This window comes from Rhizobium favelukesii, assembly GCF_000577275.2.
GTDB classification, from domain to species: domain Bacteria; phylum Pseudomonadota; class Alphaproteobacteria; order Rhizobiales; family Rhizobiaceae; genus Rhizobium; species Rhizobium favelukesii.
On sequence record NZ_HG916852.1, the window covers coordinates 2,516,944 to 2,539,061 of the forward strand.

22 protein-coding genes and 1 pseudogene are annotated in these 22,118 nt (G+C 59.3%); 9 read left to right on the forward strand and 14 right to left on the reverse strand.

Annotated elements, in window-relative coordinates; translation table 11 throughout:
• Positions 1–6 precede the first annotated feature (6 nt).
• The 5 genes from pyrH to LPU83_RS51090 all read right to left on the reverse strand — a co-directional run bounded on the left by pyrH (position 7) and on the right by LPU83_RS51090 (position 4,656).
• Entirely contained in the window at positions 7–729 is a 723-nt protein-coding gene (gene pyrH / locus LPU83_RS51070) for a UMP kinase (protein ID WP_024316951.1), read from the reverse strand.
• Positions 730–822: 93 nt separating this feature from the next.
• Positions 823–1,749, reverse strand: coding sequence for a translation elongation factor Ts (gene tsf / locus LPU83_RS51075; RefSeq protein WP_024316950.1), 927 nt, complete (start codon positions 1,747–1,749; stop codon positions 823–825).
• A gap of 242 nt (positions 1,750–1,991) precedes the next feature.
• Entirely contained in the window at positions 1,992–2,756 is a 765-nt protein-coding gene (gene rpsB / locus LPU83_RS51080) for a 30S ribosomal protein S2 (RefSeq protein WP_024316949.1), read from the reverse strand.
• A 232-nt stretch (positions 2,757–2,988) separates the two neighbouring features.
• Positions 2,989–3,699 (reverse strand): pentapeptide repeat-containing protein, encoded by a 711-nt coding sequence (locus tag LPU83_RS51085; protein WP_029710256.1) that lies wholly within the window; start codon positions 3,697–3,699, stop codon positions 2,989–2,991.
• A gap of 120 nt (positions 3,700–3,819) precedes the next feature.
• Positions 3,820–4,656, reverse strand: a complete 837-nt coding sequence (locus LPU83_RS51090; protein WP_024316947.1) for a cell envelope integrity EipB family protein — start codon at positions 4,654–4,656, stop codon at positions 3,820–3,822.
• Positions 4,657–4,793: 137 nt separating this feature from the next.
• Between LPU83_RS51090 and LPU83_RS51095 the strand changes: the two genes are divergently transcribed.
• The 4 genes from LPU83_RS51095 to LPU83_RS51110 all read left to right on the forward strand — a co-directional run bounded on the left by LPU83_RS51095 (position 4,794) and on the right by LPU83_RS51110 (position 7,728).
• On the forward strand, positions 4,794–5,261 hold the full coding sequence (locus tag LPU83_RS51095) for a RidA family protein (RefSeq protein ID WP_024316946.1): 468 nt from the start codon (positions 4,794–4,796) through the stop codon (positions 5,259–5,261).
• A complete protein-coding gene (locus LPU83_RS51100; RefSeq protein WP_024316945.1) occupies positions 5,261–5,980 on the forward strand; it encodes a glycerophosphodiester phosphodiesterase in 720 nt (239 codons plus the stop codon). The genes LPU83_RS51095 and LPU83_RS51100 overlap by 1 nt, the downstream gene beginning before the upstream one ends.
• A gap of 78 nt (positions 5,981–6,058) precedes the next feature.
• Entirely contained in the window at positions 6,059–7,249 is a 1,191-nt protein-coding gene (locus tag LPU83_RS51105; RefSeq protein WP_024316944.1) for a GNAT family N-acetyltransferase, read from the forward strand.
• 53 nt (positions 7,250–7,302) lie between these two features.
• Positions 7,303–7,728: an HIT family protein gene (locus LPU83_RS51110; RefSeq protein WP_024316943.1), complete on the forward strand. Its 426-nt coding sequence runs from the start codon at positions 7,303–7,305 to the stop codon at positions 7,726–7,728.
• On the opposite strand, the gene LPU83_RS51115 is transcribed toward LPU83_RS51110, so the two are convergent.
• A complete protein-coding gene (locus LPU83_RS51115) occupies positions 7,729–8,670 on the reverse strand; it encodes a phosphatase PAP2 family protein (RefSeq protein ID WP_024316942.1) in 942 nt (313 codons plus the stop codon).
• Between the two features lie 141 nt (positions 8,671–8,811).
• On the opposite strand from LPU83_RS51115, the gene LPU83_RS51120 reads away from it, so the two are divergent.
• Positions 8,812–10,149: an IS4 family transposase gene (locus LPU83_RS51120; RefSeq protein ID WP_197901934.1), complete on the forward strand. Its 1,338-nt coding sequence runs from the start codon at positions 8,812–8,814 to the stop codon at positions 10,147–10,149.
• Positions 10,150–10,186: 37 nt separating this feature from the next.
• On the opposite strand, the pseudogene clpA reads toward LPU83_RS51120, so the two are convergent.
• The 7 genes and pseudogenes from clpA to LPU83_RS51155 form a co-directional block, all read right to left on the reverse strand.
• Positions 10,187–12,687, reverse strand: a pseudogene (gene clpA, locus LPU83_RS51125) (ATP-dependent Clp protease ATP-binding subunit ClpA).
• Positions 12,688–12,697: 10 nt separating this feature from the next.
• A complete protein-coding gene (clpS, locus tag LPU83_RS51130) occupies positions 12,698–13,051 on the reverse strand; it encodes an ATP-dependent Clp protease adapter ClpS (RefSeq protein WP_007790346.1) in 354 nt (117 codons plus the stop codon).
• 260 nt (positions 13,052–13,311) lie between these two features.
• Positions 13,312–13,683, reverse strand: coding sequence for a phasin family protein (locus LPU83_RS51135; protein ID WP_024318036.1), 372 nt, complete (start codon positions 13,681–13,683; stop codon positions 13,312–13,314).
• Positions 13,684–13,914: 231 nt separating this feature from the next.
• Positions 13,915–14,337, reverse strand: coding sequence for a DUF3597 domain-containing protein (locus tag LPU83_RS51140; protein WP_024318035.1), 423 nt, complete (start codon positions 14,335–14,337; stop codon positions 13,915–13,917).
• 255 nt (positions 14,338–14,592) lie between these two features.
• Positions 14,593–14,796 (reverse strand): DUF3126 family protein, encoded by a 204-nt coding sequence (locus tag LPU83_RS51145; protein ID WP_007532353.1) that lies wholly within the window; start codon positions 14,794–14,796, stop codon positions 14,593–14,595.
• 130 nt (positions 14,797–14,926) lie between these two features.
• Positions 14,927–15,760 (reverse strand): serine O-acetyltransferase, encoded by an 834-nt coding sequence (gene cysE, locus LPU83_RS51150; RefSeq protein ID WP_037069840.1) that lies wholly within the window; start codon positions 15,758–15,760, stop codon positions 14,927–14,929.
• 120 nt (positions 15,761–15,880) lie between these two features.
• A complete protein-coding gene (locus LPU83_RS51155; RefSeq protein WP_024318033.1) occupies positions 15,881–16,663 on the reverse strand; it encodes an alpha/beta fold hydrolase in 783 nt (260 codons plus the stop codon).
• A gap of 155 nt (positions 16,664–16,818) precedes the next feature.
• On the opposite strand from LPU83_RS51155, the gene LPU83_RS51160 reads away from it, so the two are divergent.
• Both LPU83_RS51160 and LPU83_RS51165 read left to right on the forward strand, forming a co-directional pair.
• Complete coding sequence (locus LPU83_RS51160) at positions 16,819–17,064, forward strand: zinc-finger domain-containing protein (RefSeq protein ID WP_007790335.1); 246 nt, start codon at positions 16,819–16,821, stop codon at positions 17,062–17,064.
• A 24-nt stretch (positions 17,065–17,088) separates the two neighbouring features.
• A complete protein-coding gene (locus tag LPU83_RS51165) occupies positions 17,089–18,240 on the forward strand; it encodes an FAD-dependent monooxygenase (RefSeq protein ID WP_024318032.1) in 1,152 nt (383 codons plus the stop codon).
• Here the strand turns inward: LPU83_RS51165 and LPU83_RS51170 are convergent, their stop codons facing one another.
• Positions 18,241–19,431, reverse strand: coding sequence for a cystathionine beta-lyase (locus LPU83_RS51170; protein WP_024318031.1), 1,191 nt, complete (start codon positions 19,429–19,431; stop codon positions 18,241–18,243).
• Between the two features lie 367 nt (positions 19,432–19,798).
• Here LPU83_RS51170 and LPU83_RS51175 point away from each other — a divergent pair, with 367 nt between their 5' ends.
• Both LPU83_RS51175 and LPU83_RS51180 read left to right on the forward strand, forming a co-directional pair.
• Complete coding sequence (locus LPU83_RS51175; RefSeq protein WP_024318030.1) at positions 19,799–20,824, forward strand: amino acid ABC transporter substrate-binding protein; 1,026 nt, start codon at positions 19,799–19,801, stop codon at positions 20,822–20,824.
• A gap of 90 nt (positions 20,825–20,914) precedes the next feature.
• Positions 20,915–22,117 carry an amino acid ABC transporter permease gene (locus LPU83_RS51180; protein ID WP_024318029.1) on the forward strand — a complete coding sequence of 401 codons (1,203 nt, stop codon included), beginning with the start codon at positions 20,915–20,917 and terminating at the stop codon, positions 22,115–22,117.
• The last annotated feature ends 1 nt before the right edge of the window (position 22,118 follow it).

Below are 22,118 nucleotides of genomic sequence, written 5' to 3' on the forward strand. Positions count from 1 at the left end.
ACTCGATCAGTTATCAGAAACGACGGTCTTGAGGCCGCCGCCCTTGAGGATTTCAGCAAAACCACCCTTCTCGTGGATCGAGAAGACGATGATCGGAATTGAATTCTCCCGTGCCAGCGCCACGGCCGCGACGTCCATTACGGCCAGCCCCTTATCGAGGACTTCCTTGTGCGTCAGATGGTCGAAACGGGTCGCTTCCGGATCCTTCTTCGGGTCTGCCGAATAAATACCATCGACCTGCGTTCCCTTGAAGATCGCTTCCGCACCCATTTCGGCAGCACGCAGCGCGGCCGCCGAGTCCGTCGTGAAGAACGGGTTTCCGGTACCGCCTGCGAAGATCACGACGCGGCCGAGCGACAGGTGATAGAGCGTCGCGCGCTGTGAGAAACTCTCGCAGATCTCGGGCATCGCAATCGCCGACAGTACGACGGTATCGATGTTGAGCTTGCGCAGCGAGGTTGCCAGCGCCAGCGCGTTGATCACGGTCGCAAGCATACCCATGTGGTCGCCGGTGACACGATCGCCGCCCTTGGAGGCAACTGCGACGCCGCGGAAGATGTTGCCGCCGCCGACGACGACGCCGACTTCCACACCCATCTGCCGCGCTTCGGCTATGTCAGCCGCAATGCGGTCTGCGACCGCTACATCAATCCCAAATCCCTGGCTGCCCATGAGGGCTTCGCCGGAAGCCTTGAGTAGAACGCGTTTGTAGACAGGCTCTGACGACATCTTGGCTCCTCGTATATCACCGCTGAGGCCCGGATACACGAAGGGCACCGCGTTGTCACGCGATGCCCTTCGGTTTTCACATTTATAGGTTTATCAGCCCTTGGCGACGGCGGCGACTTCGGCAGCGAAGTCGGACTCTTCCTTCTCGACGCCTTCGCCGAGCAGCAGTCGTGCCATGCCGGCAACTTCGATCGGCGCGCCAGCTTCCTTTTCAGCTTCCTTGATCGCAGCGCCGACCGTCAGGTCGGGATTGATCACGAAGGCCTGCGACAGAAGAGCAACCTCTTCGAAGAACTTGCGCATGCGGCCGTCGACCATCTTTTCGATGATGGCTTCCGGCTTGCCGGATTCGCGGGCCTGTTCGATGAAAACGTTGCGTTCGCGCTCGGCAACGGCGGCGTCGACTTCTTCGGCGCGGATGGCCAGCGGATTGGTCGCGGCGATGTGCATGGCGACCTGGCGGCCGATCGACGTCAGAACGGCCTTGTCGCCATTCGACTTCAGCGCAACCAGAACGCCGAGCTTGCCGATGCCGTCGCCGGCAGCGTTGTGGATGTAGGTCGCAACGACGCCGTGCTCGACTTCCAGCTTGGCTGCACGACGGAGCGTCATGTTCTCGCCGATGGTCGCGATCGCGTCCTTGATGGTGTCAGCGACCGGCTTGCCGGATGCCGGGTAGGTCGCAGCCGAAATGGCCTCAACCGTGCCGTCGGTCGAAAGAGCAACGTTGGCGATGCCGCGAACGAGATCCTGGAAGGCGTCGTTGCGGGCAACGAAGTCGGTTTCGGAGTTGAGTTCTACGACGACGGCCTTGTGGCCGGCACCGGCAATGGCGATCAGGCCTTCAGCGGCGGTCCGGCCCGACTTCTTGTCGGCCTTGGAGATGCCCTTGGCGCGCAGCCAGTCGATTGCGGCTTCGATATCGCCGTTGTTTTCGAGCAGCGCCTTCTTGCAGTCCATCATGCCTGCGCCGGACTTTTCGCGCAGTTCCTTCACCAGTGCAGCCGTAATCTCGGTCATAAGCTTCCTCTTGTCGGTTCAAACGGTGGCCCGCAAAGGCGGTGCGGCACCGGATTGAGGCACGAAATGTACCTGTATGTATGACAGCGTGATGAAAGACGCGTCATAACGAAACTCGTAGGGCGACGGGCTGACTGCCCCCGCCTGAAACGGTCAAGGCCGCCGAACTTCTAAAAGTCGCGAGCGGCCTTTCCCAATCTCTGGAAAGCATGGCGGGCAGTTCAGCCCACCTGCTTCTTTTATCAGGCGCCGGTTTCGTCGAGCGCCGGCTCCGCCGGAGCTTCGATCGATGCGCCGAGGTCGCGGCCCGACGAGCTTTGCTGACGAGCGATACCGTCGATGGCAGCACGGGCGATCAGGTCGCAGTAAAGAGCGATGGCGCGCGAAGCGTCGTCGTTGCCCGGGATCGGATAGTCGATCAGATCAGGATCGCAGTTCGAGTCAATGATTGCGACAACCGGGATGCCGAGGCGCTTGGCTTCGTCGATCGCGATCTTTTCCTTGTTGGTGTCGATGATGAACATCAGGTCCGGCGTGCCGCCCATGTCCTTGATACCACCGAGAGCCTTGTCGAGCTTTTCGCGCTCGCGCTCGAGGGTCAGGCGCTCCTTCTTGGAGTAGCCGGACTGCTCGGAGCCAAGGATTTCGTCGAGCTTGCGCAGACGCTGGATCGAGTTGGAGATCGTCTTCCAGTTGGTCATCATGCCGCCGAGCCAACGCGAGTTGACGTAGTACTGAGCGGAACGCTTGGCCGAGTCAGCGATGAGCTCGGAAGCCTGGCGCTTGGTGCCGACGAAAAGAACGCGGCCGCCACGAGCAACGGTGTCGGAGACAACCTGCAGGGCGCGCGACAGCATCGGAACGGTCTGAGCGAGGTCGATGATGTGGATGTTGTTACGATCGCCGAAAATGTACGGCTTCATCTTCGGGTTCCAGCGGTGCGTCTGGTGGCCGAAGTGGACGCCTGCTTCGAGGAGCTGGCGCATAGAGAAATCGGGCAATGCCATGCCTTGTTATCCTTTTCCGGTTGAACCTCCGCAAGGCTAACAGCATCCTCGTCGAGAATGCCACCGGGCGGAACCATCCGGATTTCTCCCGGACAATCCCATGCCTTACGTGTGGAATGCGGGTCGCCATACCCTCCCTTATCCGGAAAATCAAGGCTTCCTGCGAAAAAAGCGACAATGGAGGCTCGTGGCAGCGTACTCGACGCCGGCTGAAGGCGCCACACCAGTGCGATCAATCCGACGCGCAGGGCCAGTTTGCCGGTGCGGAAAGGCCGGCAGGCAGCTTCGTCTTCGCATCGCCGCAGGCAAGATCGACCTGAGCCTGATCGAGACCCGTCGCAGCAGACAAATCAAGCCCTTCGATTCGCGTCAAAAACATGAAGGCGCGATCGAACGCGACCGGCCCCTCAAAGGTTGCCTCGCTGAGGTCGGCGCGCGACAGATTGGCGAGAGAGAACTTGGTTCCTGTGAGAACGGCTTTGGCGAAGCTCGCGCGGCCAAGCTCGGCTTTCTCGAAGTTCGCGCCGCTGAGCTTTGCGCCATTGAAATTGGAGCGCTGAAGTTCTGCGCCGGCGAACGACGCTCCCTCTGCGAAAACGTTCTCGAATCCGGATCGATAAGCCTCGATCTTCGAGAAATTCGCCTTACCGGCCTGAGCTCCCGTGAACCACGCACGCGCCAATGTTGCCTTCTCGAGATTCGCCGAGGTGAGATTGGTACCGCTGAGATTGGTCAGGCTCAGGTCCGTGCCTGCCAGGTTGGCACCCTGAAAGTCGCTTCCCTGCAACATGAGATTCTTCTTGCTGCACTCGCTCCAATCAATTCCCGCCACCGGCGTCCTGCCGCAATCCGACGCCGAGGCTGGAGTGCTCGCGAACAGCGTCAACGCAACCAAGCCAGCTGAGATTCCGGAGAGTCCACCACTCAATACACCATGCCGCATCGCCAAGATTCAAACTCCAATCCGACTCTTGCGCCCTAATCAGCGCGCCTTTCGAATTACTAGCATAGAGAGGGTTTACTTAGACATACCGACAATCGTCGTGGTGAGCATCCGCGACGATTATTTGCAGGCAGCGGACGTGCTATCGAGCAGTTCGAGCTTTGCAAGCCTGCCGCTGAGAACAAAGTCGCCATAGTCCAGGGTCAGATCGCGGGTGATGCCGTTTTCGTAGAGCTTGAACGACATGCGATAGACAGGCAAAGCGTCGGTCTTGGTATTCTCGTTGAAATACGAGATCGTGACCGGCCAGAAGGCAGCCTTCGCGAAGGCGCCGGCATTGCCCGCATCGGCCTCATCGACCGCCGGTGCCACCTGCTTGCCGACGACGGTGGTCGTCACCAGCGCCTTGTCCCCGTCATCCGAGCCGTCGAAGACGCGCGCCTCGAACAGGCGCTTGCCAGCCTTGGCGTTCTGGATCACGTCCAGCATATGTTCGGTCGGGAACCGGCTCGCGGCAAGTTGCAGTTCTTTGCTGGTCGGCTGGGTCAAGGCAACCTTCACGCCTTCAGCCTGGTCCTGCGCGGCTCCGTTGACCTCCTTGTCGAGCTGCTCGTCGGTAAAAGACTTGGTGTCGAACGTGAACCTGCGGTCCTTCAGGTTCTCGAAGGTCTTTGTCTGCTGGTCGCTGACGCGGACGGCATCGCCCGTATCGATCTGCGTCACGAAGCGGAAATTGGTGGTGAAGCCCGTGCAGTAGTTGCCGCCGAACTCGTAAACCATGCGGCCCGACATGCCCGAAATGCCGGAGCGCTCCGAGGCGTCCTTCAATTCCAGATCATAGACCGCCCGGTGAGCGACAAGACCGGTCGCAATCGCGGCACTCGTTGCTGGCGCGGCCGCATAGACGGTCGTCGAAACGCTCGCCAGAAGAAGTGCGGCAAGACTCGATCGGAACATTGACAATCTCCTGTTGGACTCGCCTGCAATGTTATAAGAACGCTTTCGGCCAAATCGAGGCTCGAAAATGTCACAATCTAGATTCCAAGCCTTGATGCATAAGTTTAGAACTATTCACAATAAAAGCGGAGAGGAAAATGTCCGATCAAATCGCTGCGCGCCTAAAAGAAATGGGGATATCCCTGCCTGAGGCTGCGGCCCCGGCCGCAAACTACGTTCCCTACGTAGTCAGCGGGAACCTCCTCTACATCTCCGGGCAGCTGCCTCTCGAGGGCGGCAAGATCGCCGTCTGCGGTCATCTGGGCAAGAATGTCGACGTCCAAGCCGGCCAGCGCGCTGCAGAACTCTGCGCCATCAATATCCTTTCTCAGGCACGCGCTGCTCTCGGCGGCGATCTTGGCCGCATCAAGCGCGTCATCAAGCTCAACGGCTTCGTGGCCTCTACATCAGACTTCGTCGAACAGCACCTCGTCATCAATGGTGCCTCCAACCTGATTGCCGGCGTCCTCGGTGAGGCCGGCAAGCATGCGCGCGCCGCCGTCGGCATGGCCGCCCTGCCGATGAACGCCGCTGTCGAAATCGATGCGATCGTGGAAATTGCCTGATGACCTCAGCTGCATGGCTCAAGGAACAGCCGGTCGCTCATCGCGGCTATCATGACCTCAACAAGGCCGTGTGGGAAAACACGCTCTCTGCGTTCTCGCGCGCGGTCGAAGCAGGCTTTGCAATCGAGTGCGACCTGCATTACGCCTCAGACGGCGTGCCGATCATCTTCCACGATGAGGATCTGGAGCGCCTGTGCAATCTCAAGGGAGACGTGCGCGAGCGCACGTCACGGGAACTCGGCCTCATCTCCGTTGGCGGAACAGCCGACAAGATACCGACGCTGCGGCAGCTGCTGGATCTTGTGAAGGGCCAGGTTCCCTTGGTTATCGAGCTGAAAGGCCGCGAGGCCGATGACGAGGGATTTGCGGAAGCCGTTCTCGAAGTGCTTGAAGGCTATGAGGGCAAGGTCGCGCTGATGAGCTTCGACCACTGGCTGCTTCGCGATCTAAAGGCGCTCAATATCCCCTATCCGCTCGGCCTGACGGCAGGGGGTAACAAACCGGAAGAGTTCGAAGTGCACGAAAAGGCCATGGAGCTCGGCCTCGACTTCATTTCTTATTTCTTCGCCGACCTGCCGAACCCGTTCATTACGGCACAACGTGAAAAGGGCATCGTGGTCATCACCTGGACCGTGCGCGATGAAAAGGGACAAAGGCACACGTTCGAGAATGCCGACCAGATGACATTCGAGGGATTCGATCCGCGCGTTTCGGTTTGACGCTCGCTTTTTGGACAAGATCGTGCGCAGACTGGTGGTGAGCCCTATTTTCCTCCCAAACGGTCTCGCATTCGCTCCATGACAGACGAACTTTCAATCCGCATCGAGCGGTCTTTCACCGCGATTTCCCAGGAGAGCTGGTCGCGGCTTTCCGGGGCCTCCCCAAAAGGCAGCACGCTCGCCTACAATCCCTTCGTGTCGCATGCTTTCCTGTCCTCGCTGGAAGAATCGGGATCAGCGACGGCGCAAACCGGCTGGATGGGCCACCATCTGCTATTGGAAACGGACAAGGGCGAGCTTGTCGGCGCCCTCCCCGGTTATCTGAAGAACCATAGCCAGGGCGAGTACGTTTTCGACCACGGCTGGGCCGATGCCTTCGAACGAGCGGGCGGACGCTACTATCCCAAGCTGCAATGCTCCATTCCCTTTACCCCTGCGACCGGCCCACGTCTGCTTGTCGCCGAAGGTCTGCAGCGCCTGCCGATCCAGCATGCAATAGCCGAGAGCCTCAAGGAAGTCGTGCGCCGGCTCGGCGTGTCCTCCGCTCACATCACATTCGTACCCGAGGACGAGATCGGCATCTTCGAGGGCGAGGATTACCTGCACAGGACGGACCAGCAGTTTCATTTCATCAATGAAGGCTATGCCAATCACGAGACGTTTCTTGAGACGCTGGCGTCGCGCAAGCGCAAAGCTCTTCGCAGGGAACGCCGCACCGCACTCGAAAACGGCATTCGCATCGATTGGCTGACCGGCAGCGATCTGACCGAACGCATCTGGGACCAGTTCTTCGCCTTCTATATGGATACGGGCGGCCGAAAGTGGGGCCGGCCGTACCTGACGCGCAAGTTCTACTCGCTGATCGGCGAGCGCATGCCGGACAATATACTGCTCGTCATGGCAAAACGCGACGGTCGCTACATTGCCGGCGCGATCAACTTCATCGGCGGCGATACGCTCTATGGCCGCCATTGGGGATGCATCGAGGACCACCCGTACCTGCATTTCGAGGTCTGTTATCATCAGGCGATCGACTTTGCCCTGGAAAGGGGCCTCAAGCGTGTTGAGGCCGGCGCCCAGGGCGAACACAAGCTGGCACGAGGTTATCTGCCGGTGACAACCCACTCCGCGCATTATGTTGCACATGCGGGGTTGCGCCGGGCGATCGCCGACTATCTCGAGCGGGAGCGCAACGACGTCGAACAGATGAACGAGATCCTGACGGAGCACAGCCCGTTTCGAAAGGGCGAGCGGCGACAGGAGGATTGACGCTTTCGTCCCTGCCGCGCTACGCGATCACAGCAGCAAAGAGGAGATTTCGTATGACCAGCGCCGCCTATGACAGCAACAATATCTTCGCCAAGATCCTGCGCGGCGAAATTCCGTCGCATCGCATCTACGAAGACAACGACACGGTTGCGTTCATGGATGTGATGCCGCAGGCACCAGGCCACGTGCTCGTCGTTCCCAAAACAGCTTCGCGCAACATCCTCGATGCCGATCCGGCGGTTCTTGCGCAGACGATCCCGGTCGTGCAGAAGATCGCCAATGCCGTCAAGGAAGCATTCGATGCAGACGGCGTCCTCGTCTGCCAGTTCAACGAACCGGCCGCCGGCCAGACCATCTTCCACCTGCACTTCCACGTGATCCCGCGATACGAGGGCATGGCGCTGCGTCCGCATTCGGGGCAGATGGAAGACAATGCGGTGCTCGCGGCCAACGCCGAGAAGATCAAGGCAGAGCTCTGATCAAACGGCGGCAGTGGCTACGATTCCGGTGCTAAGTTGTCGTTGCGTCCTTTCAAGTTGGCGCAGCGCCGCATCGGCAAGTGCGTAGGCAACGCCGAACACAAGCAAACCGCCAAGAACATCGGCAAGATTGTGCCCGCCCTGTATCAGGATCGCGGGCATCATCAGGACATTCAAGAGCAGGAACGGTAGGCCAAGTGGCCCGCACCGCAGCATGAAACATGCGGACATCGCCGCCATAACCGTGTGGAACGACGGAAATCCGATCAGTCCCAGCACGTTCCTTGGCGTCAAATAGGTCGCGCCGTTGCGTCCGAGCTCGACAAGCTGAGCACCGTAGTGCGGACCAACGGCAAGGGGGACGGCCTCAGTCACCGCTGGCGACAGCCCGTAAATCGATGATGCGCCAAACGATGGAAAGAAGAACCAGCAAATGATCGCCATCAGCGCTCCGATCACGCCGGTCATCAGGAAATGATGAAGCAGCCTTGTCCGACCGCCAAGACCCAAGATCAACAGGATGACGACGAGCTGCGGCAATGACGTTGCGTAGATCATCTGGAGCACAATTCCAGCGGACGGATATTGCGAGGCCCACGTCACGAAGTCCGGCCAGCGAAACCCTAACGCTGCGTCAAAGCGAGCGAGAACTGGGTCGATTGGCTGAAACCGCAGCGGCAACAGCAGATAGTTGAAGATCGAGCCGACAATCGTGAAAAGCACGAAGAGACCGGCAGCGATCGACGTTACGGCAATCCGGTCGTTGCGGCGGACATGCCGATAGAATTGCCCAAGCCCGACCAGGAAGGCGCCACAGGCGATGAGGCTCGCATATCCGGTAACGTCGATTCCAACGCCCTTCAATACCAACAGGCAAGCATCAAGCAGTGCGAAGGTCGCGAGGATCAAAATGATAAAACGTTCAGCCGGCAGAAACGCCATTGCGAGGCTCCTTGCTGGAGCCGATATAAAGCCGGTTCATTTAAGAATCGCCTAAGCGATCGCCTATAACAGCAAAGAAAAAGGCGGCCGACGCCTAATGCAGTTCACTTAGTGAGCTGCGGGCAAGTTTGATGGTTCAGGATGGGGATTCGTTTTCCCATCCTGTTTTTGTTTGTGATGTCACGCACCCTTGGACATTCGGCCGAATTATCGGCTCTTTCGCAGGCGATCGACCCGGACTGGATCGCTCAGGCTCTCGCCACGACAGGCAAGGCGAGCATCCGCAAGCGCAAGCTGCCAGCCGAGCAGGTCGTCTGGCTGGTGATTGCGTTGGCCCTTTATCGTCATCAGTCGATCCCGGAGGTGGTGGCCCATCTTGATCTGGTTTTGCCCGATGAGGTCAACGCGGATATTGCCAAGAGCGCGTTGACACAGGCACGGCAGCGCTTGGGTCAGGCACCGTTGGCGCAGTTGTTTGCAATGAGTGCATCATGCTGGGATGAACGCCACCAATCCGGGCGTGCCTGGCGGGGTCTTTGTCGTTATGCCGTGGACGGCAGCACGCTGCGGACGTCCGACAGCCCGGAGAACCGGGCGCATTTTGGAGCGCAGGCCTACGCGTCTGGCGTTGTCGCAAGCTATCCGCAATTGCGGCTGCTGACGCTGACGGCGCTGGCGACGCATCTGGTGCGTGATGCGGTGTTCGGAGCCTATGGCACAAACGAGATGCTCTATGCCAAAAGCCTGCTCGACCGGGTTCCGGACCATTCGCTGACGGTCTTCGACAAGGGCTTCTTCAGTGCCAGCCTTCTCTTGCAATTGCAGACGAAGGGACATGAGCGTCACTGGCTGATTCCGGCCAAAGCCAACAGCACATGGGAACGACTGGATCCGCACCCCACCGATTATCGGGTGCGCATGAAGGTCTCGCCCCAGGCGCGGCAGGCAGAACCGGACTTGCCGGCCTTCTGGGAGGTCAGGGCCATCGAGACGACCACCAGCCATGGCAAAAAGCGCATATTGTTGACATCGCTGATGGACAGACAAACTTATCCGGCAAGCGAAATCGTCCATCAGTATGAAGAGCGATGGCGCATCGAGACAAGTTATCGCGAACTCAAGCAGGAGCTTCTCGGTAGCGAACTGACCCTGCGAAGCGGCACGCCGGAGACTGTCTATCAGGAGGTCTGGGGCGCGTTGCTGGCCTACAATCTGGTGCGGCTCGAAATGGCAGAGGTCGCGACCGAAGCCCAAGTCGAGCCAACCCGACTAAGCTTTATCACAGCCCTGCATTACCTGCGTCACGAATGGGGATGGATGGCGATCGAAGCACCCGGCAAAATCCCCGCCCACCTCACCAGATTGAGAAACAGATTGGCAGACTTGCTGCTGACAGAAAAACGGGGGCGATCATGCCCCCGTGTCGTCAAAAAACTGCCTGCCAGATACCCGATAAGAGCCGTAAGCAAACCTAAGTGAACTGCATTAGGCCGTTGCAGCCGCCTTTTTGGTCGCTTTACTTCTTTGGAACCCGTGGAACCGCACTGCCCTTCTTGGGCGGGCTCTTCACCTCGGATTCGACGACTGCCTTTGCCTTCCTGGCCGTTGTCTTCTTCGGGCGAGCCTTCGTCTTCAGCTCGCCGTCATCCTCATCGTCGGCCTCGGGATGCGCGACTTCGGCTTCCGGCTTCGGCTTGATCGGCGCGCTATCCGACACGGCTTCGAGGATGATGCCGGGCTTGCCGTCTTCCTTCGGACCGACCGTGACGTTGACGACGCCGCCCTTGCGCAGCTTGCCAAAGAGGATTTCGTTAGCAAGCGGCTTCTTGATGACGTCCTGGATGACACGGGCAAGCGGCGGGCGCCCATCTTGTCGTCGTAACCCTTTTCAGCCAGCCAGGCGATGGCATCTTCGTGCAGGTCGAAGGTGACATTCCGTTCGGAAAGCTGTGCTTCGAGTTGCATGATGAACTTCTGCACGACCTTGTGGATGACTTCCGTCGGGAGCGCCGCGAACGGGATGATCGCGTCGAGGCGATTGCGGAACTCGGGCGTGAACAGGCGGGTCAACGCCTCCTCGTCCTCGCCCGTGCGCTTGGACGAACCGAAGCCGATCGCCGCCTTGGCCATCTCCGACGCACCCGCGTTGGTCGTCATGATCAGGATGACGTTGCGGAAGTCGATCTTCTTGCCGTTGTGGTCCGTGAGCGTGCCGTGGTCCATCACCTGCAACAGAATGTTGTAGATGTCAGGATGAGCCTTCTCGATCTCGTCGAGCAGCACAACGCAATGTGGATGCTGGTCGACGCCATCGGTCAGGAGACCGCCCTGGTCGAAGCCCACGTAGCCAGGAGGTGCACCGAGCAGGCGCGATACCGTGTGCCGCTCCATGTATTCCGACATATCGAAGCGCAGGAGTTCGACGCCGAGAGACGACGCCAGTTGCTTCGCAACCTCGGTTTTGCCAACGCCGGTCGGGCCGGAGAAAACGTAGGATCCGATCGGCTTGTTCGGTTCGCGCAAGCCCGCGCGAGCGAGCTTGATCGCGGTCGACAGCGCTTCGATCGCGTTGTCTTGACCGTAAACCACGGAGCGCAATTCCTGCTCCAGATTGGCAAGAACAGCTTCGTCGTCCTTCGACACCGTCTTCGCCGGGATACGCGCCATCGTCGCGACCGTCGCTTCGATCTCCTTCTCGGTGATCAGCTTGCGGCGCTTGGAGGGCGGCAGCAGCATCTGGGCAGCACCGGTCTCATCGATGACGTCGATCGCCTTGTCCGGCAGTTTGCGGTCCGAAATGTAGCGAGCCGACAGCTCGACGGCGGTCTTGATCGCTTCGTTCGAATAGCGCAGGTGATGGTACTCTTCGAAGTAGGGCTTCAGACCCTTCATGATCTCGATCGCATCGTCGATCGACGGTTCGTTGACGTCGATCTTCTGGAAGCGGCGAACCAGAGCACGGTCCTTCTCGAAGAACTGGCGGTATTCCTTATAGGTGGTTGAACCGATGCAGCGGATCGCGCCCGAGGAGAGAGCCGGCTTCAAGAGGTTGGAGGCATCCATTGCCCCGCCCGACGTCGCACCCGCACCGATGACGGTATGGATCTCGTCGATGAACAGCACAGCACCCGGATATTCTTCCAGTTCCTTGACCACCTGCTTCAGACGTTCTTCGAAATCGCCGCGATAGCGCGTGCCGGCCAGCAGCGTGCCCATATCCAGCGAGAATATCGTGGCATCGGCCAATGCTTCCGGCACCTTGCCCTCAACGATTCGCTTGGCAAGGCCTTCGGCAATCGCCGTCTTGCCGACGCCGGGATCGCCGACGTAGAGCGGGTTGTTCTTCGAACGGCGGCACAGGACCTGGATGGTGCGGTTGACCTCAGCCTGACGGCCGATCAGCGGATCGATCTTGCCGCCCTTGGCCTTCTCGTTGAGGTTCACGCAGTAAGCCTTCAGAGCGTCCTGCTGCTTTTTAGGACCGCCCTCCTCCTGCTCGCCGCTGCCACGCGCCGTTGGCTTGCTCTCGGATTCGCCGTCATCGGCGCCGCGCGGCGGACGCGATTCGGATGCGCCTGGACGTTTGCCGATCCCGTGGGAGATATAATTGACGGCATCGTAGCGGGTCATCTCCTGCTCCTGCAGGAAGTAAGCAGCATGGCTCTCACGTTCGGCGAAAATGGCAACGAGGACGTTAGCCCCTGTTACCTCCTCACGACCGGATGACTGCACATGGATCACCGCTCGCTGGATAACGCGCTGGAAGCCGGAGGTCGGCTTGGAGTCCTCGTCATAGCCGGTGACCAAATTGGAGAGTTCGTTATCGACATATTCAACAAGCGTTTTGCGCAGCGCGTCGAGGTCGACATTGCAGGCCCCCATAACCGCGGCCGCATCGGCATCGTCAATCAGGGCGAGCAGCAGATGCTCGAGCGTGGCATATTCATGATGCCGCTCGTTGGCAAAGGTCAGTGCCTGATGGAGCGCCTTCTCAAGACTAGGCGAAAATGTTGGCACGTTCAGATCCTCACTTCTTTTCCATGACGCATTGCAGCGGATGCTGGTGCTGTCGGGCGAAGTCCATCACCTGGCTCACCTTCGTCTCCGCTACCTCGTATGTAAATATTCCACATTCACCGACACCATGGTTGTGGACGTGGAGCATGATGCGGGTGGCACTTTCACGATCCTTCTGAAAAAAACGCTCAAGGATATGAATGACAAATTCCATCGGAGTATAGTCGTCATTCAAGAGGAGCACGCGGTAGAGATTGGGCTTCTTGGTCTTCGGCTTCGTGCGTGTGATGACCGAGGTTCCGCGATTTCCGTTGTCCCCGTTCCTTTCGCTGTCGTTTTGCATCCGGATCGGCGCTGCGATCATTTTCTTTCATTCCTCGATCGGTCCAGCGGGGCCTGGGAGGAGTGTTTCCCGCCGAATATTCGAAATACTAACTTAGTTCATCCTGGAGCGATTTTAAGCCCCTCGTTTCACACTGCAATCACAATTCGGCCGGTCTTGACGCAAAGACACAGAAACTGGCGATGGGCAGCCGACAGGCATCGTGAAAAAAGAAAAGACCGGCCGCAGATGCGTAGCCGGTCCTCGATTTTCAAGAGCTATGCGGCCTGTGCCGCGTATCTTTACGCCGCGGCTGGCGCAACAACTGCAGCCGCTTTCGTCGCCTTTGCGGCCGCTGCGGCAACAGGCGCTTCATATGGTTTGTAAGCGCTTTTGGCGAGATCGGAATACATTTCGCCGAGCTTGGTGGCTTCGGTCACGAAGGCTTCGTATGCGGTTTTCACATAGTTGCTCTGCAACTCGAACGCAGCTTCGAAGCTGCGCGCCCCCGAGAGGCTTTCAAAATGCGTGACCGTATCCTGGAACGACTTCTTGGAATATTCCACCGCCTCGGCGGCGATCGCCTGGAAACCCTTGGCAGTATCCGAGTAGCTCTTCAGCATCGTATCCATGGCTTCCTTGCTCTTCCGGTTGGCTTCATCGAAGTTCAACATGACCATCATCCTCCTTGGCCTCTGCGGCAGGTGAAGCGTAGCTGCAATGCACAAATAGTCAAGCGTCATTGTGCATTGCAAAACAATCTATGATTGCGTCCTCGAACCCCGCTTTTTGGACGGCGCAGGGCGGCGATATTTCGATATTTGATTTCACTAAAATATATCAGAAGCGCCGCAACCAGAAGCTTTGCTAAAAATGTCGCCGCGGCGCTACCGCCACTGAGCCGGTCAGTCGAGGAGGTCGGCCGGAACCTTTCCGCCGTTCTCGGCAAGGCGCTTCATCAGAGCCTTGTGCAGGAACATGTTCATCGTGGCGGTGTCGTGCGTGTCGCCGGTAAAACCAAGCTCGGCGGCAAGTTCCTTGCGCTCCGCAAGGCTCGCATCCATGCCGACTGCCTTCATCAGATCCACGATCGAGCGGCGCCAATCCAACTTCTGTCCACTCTTCTTCACCGCTGCGTCTAGCAGTGGCACGATGTCGATCGCGGCCGCGCCCGGCGAGGCAGCTGACGGTGTCGGCTGTGGTGTGGCTGCCGGCGCTGCGCTTGGCGCTGCTGCGGTCGGCGATGGCGCCGGCGTGGCAGACGGAGTGACCGGAGCGGCGACGGCCTCACCAAAAATCGCGTGCTTGATCTTGTCGAAAATACCCATTCTCGGCATCCTCCTTTGGCGCTAGAGCACATGCTCAGCGGAGGAGATGGAGCATTCGGCGGAGCGGTCCAGAGAAGGCGGCCTATTTTTCCGCTAAAGATTGCTCTGCCAAAAGAAACAATCGGAGGTTTGCAAGATCAAGGCTTGAGCCGCGTTCCAGCTCGATTGTTTGGGCTGCCTTGACAGGCCAGCAGCTCGCGGACGCGAGCCGAGGCAGACGGGCGGCGAAAAGGCACGCCGCCCGTCAATCACGGATCAAAGATCGACGTCTAGGATCGCCATCGAGAAATTATAGGAGCGGTCGCCGTCCTCGTCATCGATATAGACGACACCCAGAAATTCTTCGCCGAGATAGACTTCCGCGGAATCGTTCTTGCGCGGGCGTGCCTTGACGATCACCTGCGGGTTGAACGTGCGCTTGAAATAGGCGTCGAGCTTCTTGATTTCTTCGGGCTTCACACTGCATCTCCTGAGCGGTCTCGGTTGGCCGCTTTTTGCATGGGAAAGACGGCGCTGTAAAGGCACGGGGACAGACGCATGAACGCTAATCCCCGCCGATATGTCCCATGCTGTTAAGGCAACGAGCGGCTCAGATATCTGCGCCGATCACCTGATCCATTATTCGCGACGGTTCCGAACACCCTGCTTCTCCGACCACCTTGGCCGGCACGCCCGCCACAGTCGTCTTGGGCGGCACCGCCTTCAGCACGACAGAACCAGCGGCAACGCGCGAGCAATAGCCGATCTCGATGTTGCCGAGAATCTTGGCGCCGGCGCCGATCAGGACGCCGCTGCCGATCTTGGGATGCCGGTCGGAGCCTTCCTTGCCGGTGCCGCCTAGCGTGACGCCGTGCAGGATCGACACGTTATCACCGATGACGGCGGTTTCACCAACGACCAGCCCGGTTGCATGATCGAGGAAGATGCCCCTGCCGATACGCGCTGCGGGATTGATGTCGGTCTGGAAAACGCTCGACGATCTGCTCTGCAGATATAGCGCCAGATCGCGCCGGCCGCGGTTCAGCAGCCAGTGCGCCAGGCGGTGTGTCTGCAGCGCGTGGAATCCCTTGAAATAGAGCACGGCTTCCATGAAGCGCAGGCATGCGGGGTCGCGATCATAAATTGCCTGGATATCGACGCGCAGAATGGCACTCCACTCTGGCCAATCCTCGAGCATCTGATCGAAGGTCTGGCGCAGCAGGATTGCCTGCATGTCCGGATGGTCGAGACGTTCACAGATGCGGTAGATCACGCACTCCTCGAGTGACCGATAGTTGAGCACGGTCGAGTAGAGAAATGCGGCCAGCACCGGATCATTTTCTGCGGCAGCACGCGCTTCCTCGCGCAGGCTGTCCCAGATCGGATCCATCACCTTGAGAGGATTGCCCGTCTCAAGAGAGCGAATATCTGTCTTTGCGACCATGAAAGGTCTCCTCGTATGCCGTAGGATCGGCTCTATATAGGGCAAAAACCTGTTAACATAAATGGGTGGTCAGGGAATCGTTTCTGCGCCGTCCCGAACCGCCGCGACAAAGCCAAGTCACTATCCGGCGACTTCGGCGTAGAACTCCAGCACCGCCGTCTTGAAGATCCGGTCTCCGACAGCCAGCATGTGATCGCGACCGGGAATATCGAGCGCCCGTGCACGGGGCATCAGTGCTGCAAGCTCCTGGGCTGAACCCGCAATGTCGTCCTTCGTTCCAACGCCGATCAAGGTTGGAGCGTCGATCTTGGCCATATCGGACCGTGCGACGAGATCACGCGACCCCTTGATACAGGCAGCGAGCGCGTCGCGGTCGCTTTTCGTCTGATCGGCAAAAGCACGAAACATGCGTGCGCGATCATGGGTGACGTCTTCGAGGGAAGCCGTCAGCAAGGCATCCGCAATGGGATCCCAATCGCCGACGCCATCCGTCATGCCGATCCCAAGACCGCCGAGCACCAGCGAGCGGACGCGGTCGGGATGGGCAAGTGCCGCGAACACGGAAATGCGGGCTCCCATCGAATAGCCCATGATGTTGGCTTCCGGAATTCCCAGGTGATCGAGGAGCGCAACCGCATCGCTCGCCATATGCCAAGGACGATAGGCCTCGGCGTCGCGCGGCTTGTCGCTCGCACCGTGTCCCCGGTTATCTATGGCGATGACCCGATAACCCGCATCGCCCAATGTCTTCAGCCAGCCCGGATGAACCCAGTTTACGTTGGCGCTGGAGGCAAATCCGTGGATCAGCACCACCGGCACCCCCGACGGATCACCTTCGTCAAAGAAGGCGAGCTTCAGACCGTCATGCGTGAAGCTGGAAAAGGCGGGCGTATTCAAGTTCATCGGACTGTCCTTTTTTTCCGGACCATATTTTATAGGCCGCCGAACTGAAACCCTCGCGGTTGCAAAAACTGTGCGTCCCGCCTCTCTTTGGCTCTACACATTTGTAGTGAACGACTATAAGGTCCGCGCACGTTACAAAGCATTCGGAGACGAACATGGCCGGCCACAACATTCCCCACTTCCAGAACGACGGCGGACACCGCGTTATCGAAGTCGGCGTGAAGGAATTCATGTGCACCGGCGCCTCCGTTCCGTTCGATCATCCGCACATCTTCATCGACATGGGCGACGAGAACGAGAAGGTCTGCTCATACTGCTCGACCCTTTACCGCTTTAACGGTGCGCTGAAGGCAAACCAGACCAATCCCGCTGGTTGCGTCTTCCACGTCAAGGCTGCCTGACCCCAAATCGAGATCGGACAGCCTATGCCGGCTGAACATGCCGCCATTGTCGGCGCGGGCGTAGCGGGCCTTACAGCTGCGCTTGCGCTGGCGAAGCGTGGCATCAGTTCCGAAATTTTCGAGCAGGCGCCTGATCTGACCGAGGTCGGGGCCGGTCTGCAGATTTCGCCGAACGCTTCACGCATTCTGGCCGAGCTTGGCATCCTCGAGCGCCTGGCCGAAGCCTGGCTCGAGCCAGAATCCATTCGGCTGATGTCCGGAACCACGCTGCGTCAGCTCGCGGCCATTCCAGCCGGCGGATTTGCACGTGCCCGGTGGGGGGCTCCCTACGGCGTCCTGCATCGCTCCACGCTACAGCGAACATTGCTTGACGCCGTCGCCAAAGAGCCGCTCTGCCAACTGCATCTTGGAGCGCAGATCAAGGGTCGGGTATTGTCGAACCTATCACGCCGAAAGGATCTTCTGGTTGGCGCCGACGGCGTCTGGTCGCAGGTTCGCGAAAGCATCGAAGGCAGCCCCTCGCCCCGGTTCTCCGGCAATATCGCCTACCGCTTCACGGTTGGCGCCGCAAACGCGCCCACATTTCTTGAACGCAATGGCGTCTCGGCGTTCCTTGGTCCGTCGGCGCATCTCGTCTGCTATCCGCTCAGGGAAACCGACAGTTTCAATATGGTGGCGATCACGGCCGGCAATGGCGCGCCGCATGCCTGGATCACGCAGCCGACGCAAGCCCAGCGTCAGCAGCTGCTTTCGCGTTTTTCTCGGTGGCACCCTGCCATGACAGAGCTTTTCGGCAAGGCCGAAGACATGACCTTCTGGCCGCTCTACGAAACGACAAACGGCCGCTGGCAGGACGGCCGCGACTGCGTGCTTATCGGCGACGCAGCGCACGCAATGATGCCTTTTGCGGCCCAAGGTGCCGCGATGGCGATCGAGGATGCCTGTGAGCTCGCGATGTTCGTTGCGACGCGCCCGGTCGCCGAAGCTCTACCGTTGTTCGAAGCGCGCCGCACCCCGAGGATAGCGCGACTGCGCCAGCGCGGCGCGTTCAACCAGTTTGCCTATCACGCCCGCGGACCGATACGCATCGGCCGTGACGTCGTCCTAGCGCTGCGAGCGCCGCAAAGTCTCGCGGCGGATCTCGACTGGATTTACGGCTACCGCGCCGGCACCTGATCAGACGGCGTTGGCGGCTGCAAAGCCGCGCTCGATATCTGCCTTGATATCGACGACGTCCTCAAGCCCGATCTGCAGACGGATGACCGGCCCTTCGGCTGGCGCCTTGCAAATGCGGCGATCGTTCAGGTTGACGTGAACGGCGAGGCTTTCGAAACCGCCCCACGACCAACCGAGGCCGAAGATCTGCAGCGCGTCGAGGAAGGCGTGCGCCTTCGCCTTGAACTTTTCCGGGGCGTCGACGGCAAGCACGAAGGAGAAGATGCCGCTCGCGCCCTTGAAGTCGCGCTTCCATAATTCGTGCGACGGGAAGCTCGGTAACGCCGGATGCAGCACTGTCGCGACCTCCTCCCTGTCCTCAAGCCACTTGGCGATCGTGAGCGCGCTTTCATAGTGGCGCTCCAGGCGTACACCCATGGTGCGCAGCCCGCGCAGGATCTGATAGGCGTCGTCGGGCGCGCCACAAATGCCAAGCGTGATGTTCGCTTCTTGAAGCTGCGGCCAGTGTTTGGCGTTTGCCGAGACCGTCCCCATCAGGATATCGGAGTGCCCGGACGGATATTTGGTGGCGGCGTGAATGGAGATGTCGGCGCCGAAGTCGAGCGGCTTGAAGTAGACCGGCGTCGCCCAGGTGTTATCCATCGTCACCACCGCACCGTGCTTGTGCGCGATTGCGGCAATCGCCGGAATATCCTGCATTTCGAAGGTATTCGAGCCTGGCGCTTCCGTATGGACGAGCTTGGTGTTCGGCTTGATCAGCGCTTCGATAGCCGCGCCCACCAGCGGATCGTAGTAATCGACCTCAACGCCGAGGCGCTTCAGCATCGTATCGCAGAAATGCCTGGTCGGCCCATAAACCGAATCGACGATCAAAGCGTGGTCGCCGGCCGAGAGGAATGCCAGGAACGGAACGGTAACCGCAGCGAGGCCCGACGGCACGAGAATCGTTCCGGCCGACCCTTCCAGGGCATCGATTGCCTCACAAAGGGCATCCGTCGTCGGGGTACCGCGCGTTGCGTACGTATACTTCTGGCCACGGGTTTCCATTGCTCGCGCGTTCGGGAAGAGGACCGTGGAGGCATGGACAACGGGCGGGTTGACGAAACCGTGGAATTCGGCCGGGTCGTTGCCGAGGTGGGAAAGGCGCGTGTTGATGCCAGCGTTGTGAAGCGGGCCTTCTCTGTCTTTCATGTTGGAAATGCCTTTGGCGGAGGGATGCAGTCGGCAACTTTTGAACCGAGCGAAACCATCGGTCAACCCCGAAGCAGGACCGGGCAACGCATCCCTGCCATGCAGGTTATTCAGATATATCAGTGATTTTGCGCGATTTTTTTCGGCAAAAGGCCGCCATTTCGATAGCCATCTGCCTCTTTTGCGCGCCGCGAATAGGGAATTGCCGAAATATCACGCAATCTTTCAACGCGACACTTGACCATAGTGACATTTGCGACTGTGATAGCACCACTCGCGCCGGGAGGGTGTCGGGTCATCTGGGAGGTTTGCTTGCTTCGGCGAACGCTCCCACAAAAAGATAAGACAAAGGAAAAGGTTGGGAAAAATGAAGATTAAGCTTCTGTCCGCCGCGATCGGCGCAGCAGTTTTCGGGCTTGGCGCCTCGGCAGCGTCTGCCACTACGCTCGAAGACGTAAAGGCAAAGGGTTTCGTTCAGTGCGGCGTCAACACAGGCCTTCTCGGTTTCGCGCAGCCTGACGCTTCCGGCAATTGGGCCGGCTTCGACGTCGACTTCTGCAAGGCAGTTGCTTCGGCCGTTTTCGGCGACCCGACCAAGGTAAAATACACGCCGCTGTCGGCCAAGGACCGTTTCCCGGCGCTGAAGTCGGGCGAAATCGACGTCCTGTCTCGTAACACCACGTGGTCAATCAACCGCGACACGGCGCAGGGCTTCAACTTCCGCCCGGTCACGTATTATGACGGCCAGGGCTTCATGGTTCGCAAGAGCCTGAACGTGAAGTCGGCGCTCGAATTGTCCGGCGCGGCCGTTTGCGTGCAATCCGGCACGACGACGGAATTGAACCTTGCCGATTATTTCAAGTCGAACAACCTCCAGTACAATCCGGTCGTTTTCGAGAAGCTTGACGAAGTCAACGCCGCCTACGACGCCGGCCGTTGCGACGTCTATACCACCGACCAGTCCGGCCTCTACTCGCTGCGTCTGACGCTGAAGAACCCCGACGAGCACATAGTCCTTCCGGAGATTATTTCCAAAGAGCCGCTGGGCCCGGCCGTTCGTCAGGGTGACGACCAGTGGTTCGACATCGTGTCGTGGACGGCTTATGCGCTCGTGAACGCCGAAGAGTTTGGCATCACGCAGGCAAACGTCGACGAGATGAAGAACTCGGCAAATCCCGACATCAAACGCTTCCTTGGCACGGAAGCCGATACGAAAATTGGCACCGACATGGGGCTCACCAATGAATGGGCCTACAACATCATCAAGGGCGTCGGCAACTATGGCGAAGTCTTCGAACGCAACGTCGGCCAGGGCAGCCCGCTCAAGATCGAGCGCGGCCTGAACGCGCTGTGGAACAAGGGCGGTATACAGTACGCCCCGCCGGTCCGTTGATCGACTGACGAAGGTGTGGGGAGGCGGTTTCCGCCTTCCCATCATAAAGAGAAAAGCCCGAAAACGGGCTCATAGGGGATTAGGCTCGGCATGACGCAAGAGGCTGTGCACACATCACATGTGCAAAGCACTGGCTGGAGTTTCCAGTCGGTGATCTACGACCCGAGGCTTCGGGGCATTTTCTTCCAAGTCCTGACCGTCGCGGTCATCGTCGGATTCGTGTGGTGGATTGCCCACAACACAGCTGAGAATTTGACCCGCTCCGGTACCGCCTCCGGCTTCGGTTTCCTGAACGGGCGCGCAGGCTTCGACATCGGCCAGTCGCTGATCGGCTATTCCAGCGACGCCACCTATCGCCGCGCGCTGCTGGTTGGCTTTCTCAATACCCTTCTGGTAGCAGTTACCGGCATTATTACGGCAACGATCATCGGTTTCATCGTCGGCATCGGCCGCCTGTCGCATAACTGGCTGATTGCCAAGCTGTGCACGGTGTATGTCGAGGTCTTCCGCAACATCCCGCCCCTGCTCGTCATCTTCTTCTGGTATCAGGGCGTTCTTGCCGTTCTGCCAGGGCCGCGCGATTCGCTGCATCTACCGCTGAACATGTTCCTCAACAATCGCGGACTCGCATTCCCCAAGCCGATCTTCGGTGAAGGTATGTGGGCGGTTGGCGCGGCATTCCTGGTCGGGATCGTGGCATCCGCGATTATCGCGCACTGGGCGCACAAGCGTCAGGCAGCCACGGGCAAGCAATTCCATACCATCTGGGTTTCCACCGGTATGATTGTCGGCCTGCCGATCCTGATATTCCTCCTTTCCGGCCTGCCGCTGTCGTTCGACGTACCGGTCGCCGGCAAGTTCAATCTTACCGGCGGCTCCGTCGTCGGACCGGAATTCATGTCGCTGTTTCTAGCGCTGTCCTTCTATACGGCGGCCTTTATTGCCGAAATCGTTCGCGCCGGCATTCGTGGCGTGCCGAAGGGCCAGTCCGAAGCAGCAGGTGCACTTGGCCTGCACCCGGCGAGCGTCACGCGCCTCGTCGTGGTTCCGCAGGCTTTGCGCATCATCATTCCGCCGCTCACCAGCCAATACCTGAACCTGACCAAGAACTCGTCGCTCGCCATCGCCATCGGCTTCGCGGATCTCGTTGCCGTCGGCGGCACAATCCTCAACCAGACAGGTCAGGCGATCGAAATCGTGTTTATCTGGGCGGTCATCTATCTCACCCTCAGCATTCTCACATCGCTCGTGATGAATTGGTTCAACGCCAAGATGGCTCTGGTGGAGAGATAAG

Bases quoted from the DNA above. Each gene is read 5' to 3' on its own strand.
- pyrH (WP_024316951.1), bottom strand. From the start codon at position 729: ATGTCGTCAGAGCCTGTCTACAAACGCGTTCTACTCAAGGCTTCCGGC.
- tsf (WP_024316950.1), bottom strand. From the start codon at position 1,749: ATGACCGAGATTACGGCTGCACTGGTGAAGGAACTGCGCGAAAAGTCC.
- rpsB (WP_024316949.1), bottom strand. From the start codon at position 2,756: ATGGCATTGCCCGATTTCTCTATGCGCCAGCTCCTCGAAGCAGGCGTC.
- LPU83_RS51085 (WP_029710256.1), bottom strand. From the start codon at position 3,699: ATGCGGCATGGTGTATTGAGTGGTGGACTCTCCGGAATCTCAGCTGGC.
- LPU83_RS51090 (WP_024316947.1), bottom strand. From the start codon at position 4,656: ATGTTCCGATCGAGTCTTGCCGCACTTCTTCTGGCGAGCGTTTCGACG.
- LPU83_RS51095 (WP_024316946.1), top strand. From the start codon at position 4,794: ATGTCCGATCAAATCGCTGCGCGCCTAAAAGAAATGGGGATATCCCTG.
- LPU83_RS51100 (WP_024316945.1), top strand. From the start codon at position 5,261: ATGACCTCAGCTGCATGGCTCAAGGAACAGCCGGTCGCTCATCGCGGC.
- LPU83_RS51105 (WP_024316944.1), top strand. From the start codon at position 6,059: ATGACAGACGAACTTTCAATCCGCATCGAGCGGTCTTTCACCGCGATT.
- LPU83_RS51110 (WP_024316943.1), top strand. From the start codon at position 7,303: ATGACCAGCGCCGCCTATGACAGCAACAATATCTTCGCCAAGATCCTG.
- LPU83_RS51115 (WP_024316942.1), bottom strand. From the start codon at position 8,670: ATGGCGTTTCTGCCGGCTGAACGTTTTATCATTTTGATCCTCGCGACC.
- LPU83_RS51120 (WP_197901934.1), top strand. From the start codon at position 8,812: ATGGGGATTCGTTTTCCCATCCTGTTTTTGTTTGTGATGTCACGCACC.
- clpS (WP_007790346.1), bottom strand. From the start codon at position 13,051: ATGATCGCAGCGCCGATCCGGATGCAAAACGACAGCGAAAGGAACGGG.
- LPU83_RS51135 (WP_024318036.1), bottom strand. From the start codon at position 13,683: ATGTTGAACTTCGATGAAGCCAACCGGAAGAGCAAGGAAGCCATGGAT.
- LPU83_RS51140 (WP_024318035.1), bottom strand. From the start codon at position 14,337: ATGGGTATTTTCGACAAGATCAAGCACGCGATTTTTGGTGAGGCCGTC.
- cysE (WP_037069840.1), bottom strand. From the start codon at position 15,760: ATGGTCGCAAAGACAGATATTCGCTCTCTTGAGACGGGCAATCCTCTC.
- LPU83_RS51155 (WP_024318033.1), bottom strand. From the start codon at position 16,663: ATGAACTTGAATACGCCCGCCTTTTCCAGCTTCACGCATGACGGTCTG.
- LPU83_RS51160 (WP_007790335.1), top strand. From the start codon at position 16,819: ATGGCCGGCCACAACATTCCCCACTTCCAGAACGACGGCGGACACCGC.
- LPU83_RS51165 (WP_024318032.1), top strand. From the start codon at position 17,089: ATGCCGGCTGAACATGCCGCCATTGTCGGCGCGGGCGTAGCGGGCCTT.
- LPU83_RS51170 (WP_024318031.1), bottom strand. From the start codon at position 19,431: ATGAAAGACAGAGAAGGCCCGCTTCACAACGCTGGCATCAACACGCGC.
- LPU83_RS51175 (WP_024318030.1), top strand. From the start codon at position 19,799: ATGAAGATTAAGCTTCTGTCCGCCGCGATCGGCGCAGCAGTTTTCGGG.
- LPU83_RS51180 (WP_024318029.1), top strand. From the start codon at position 20,915: ATGACGCAAGAGGCTGTGCACACATCACATGTGCAAAGCACTGGCTGG.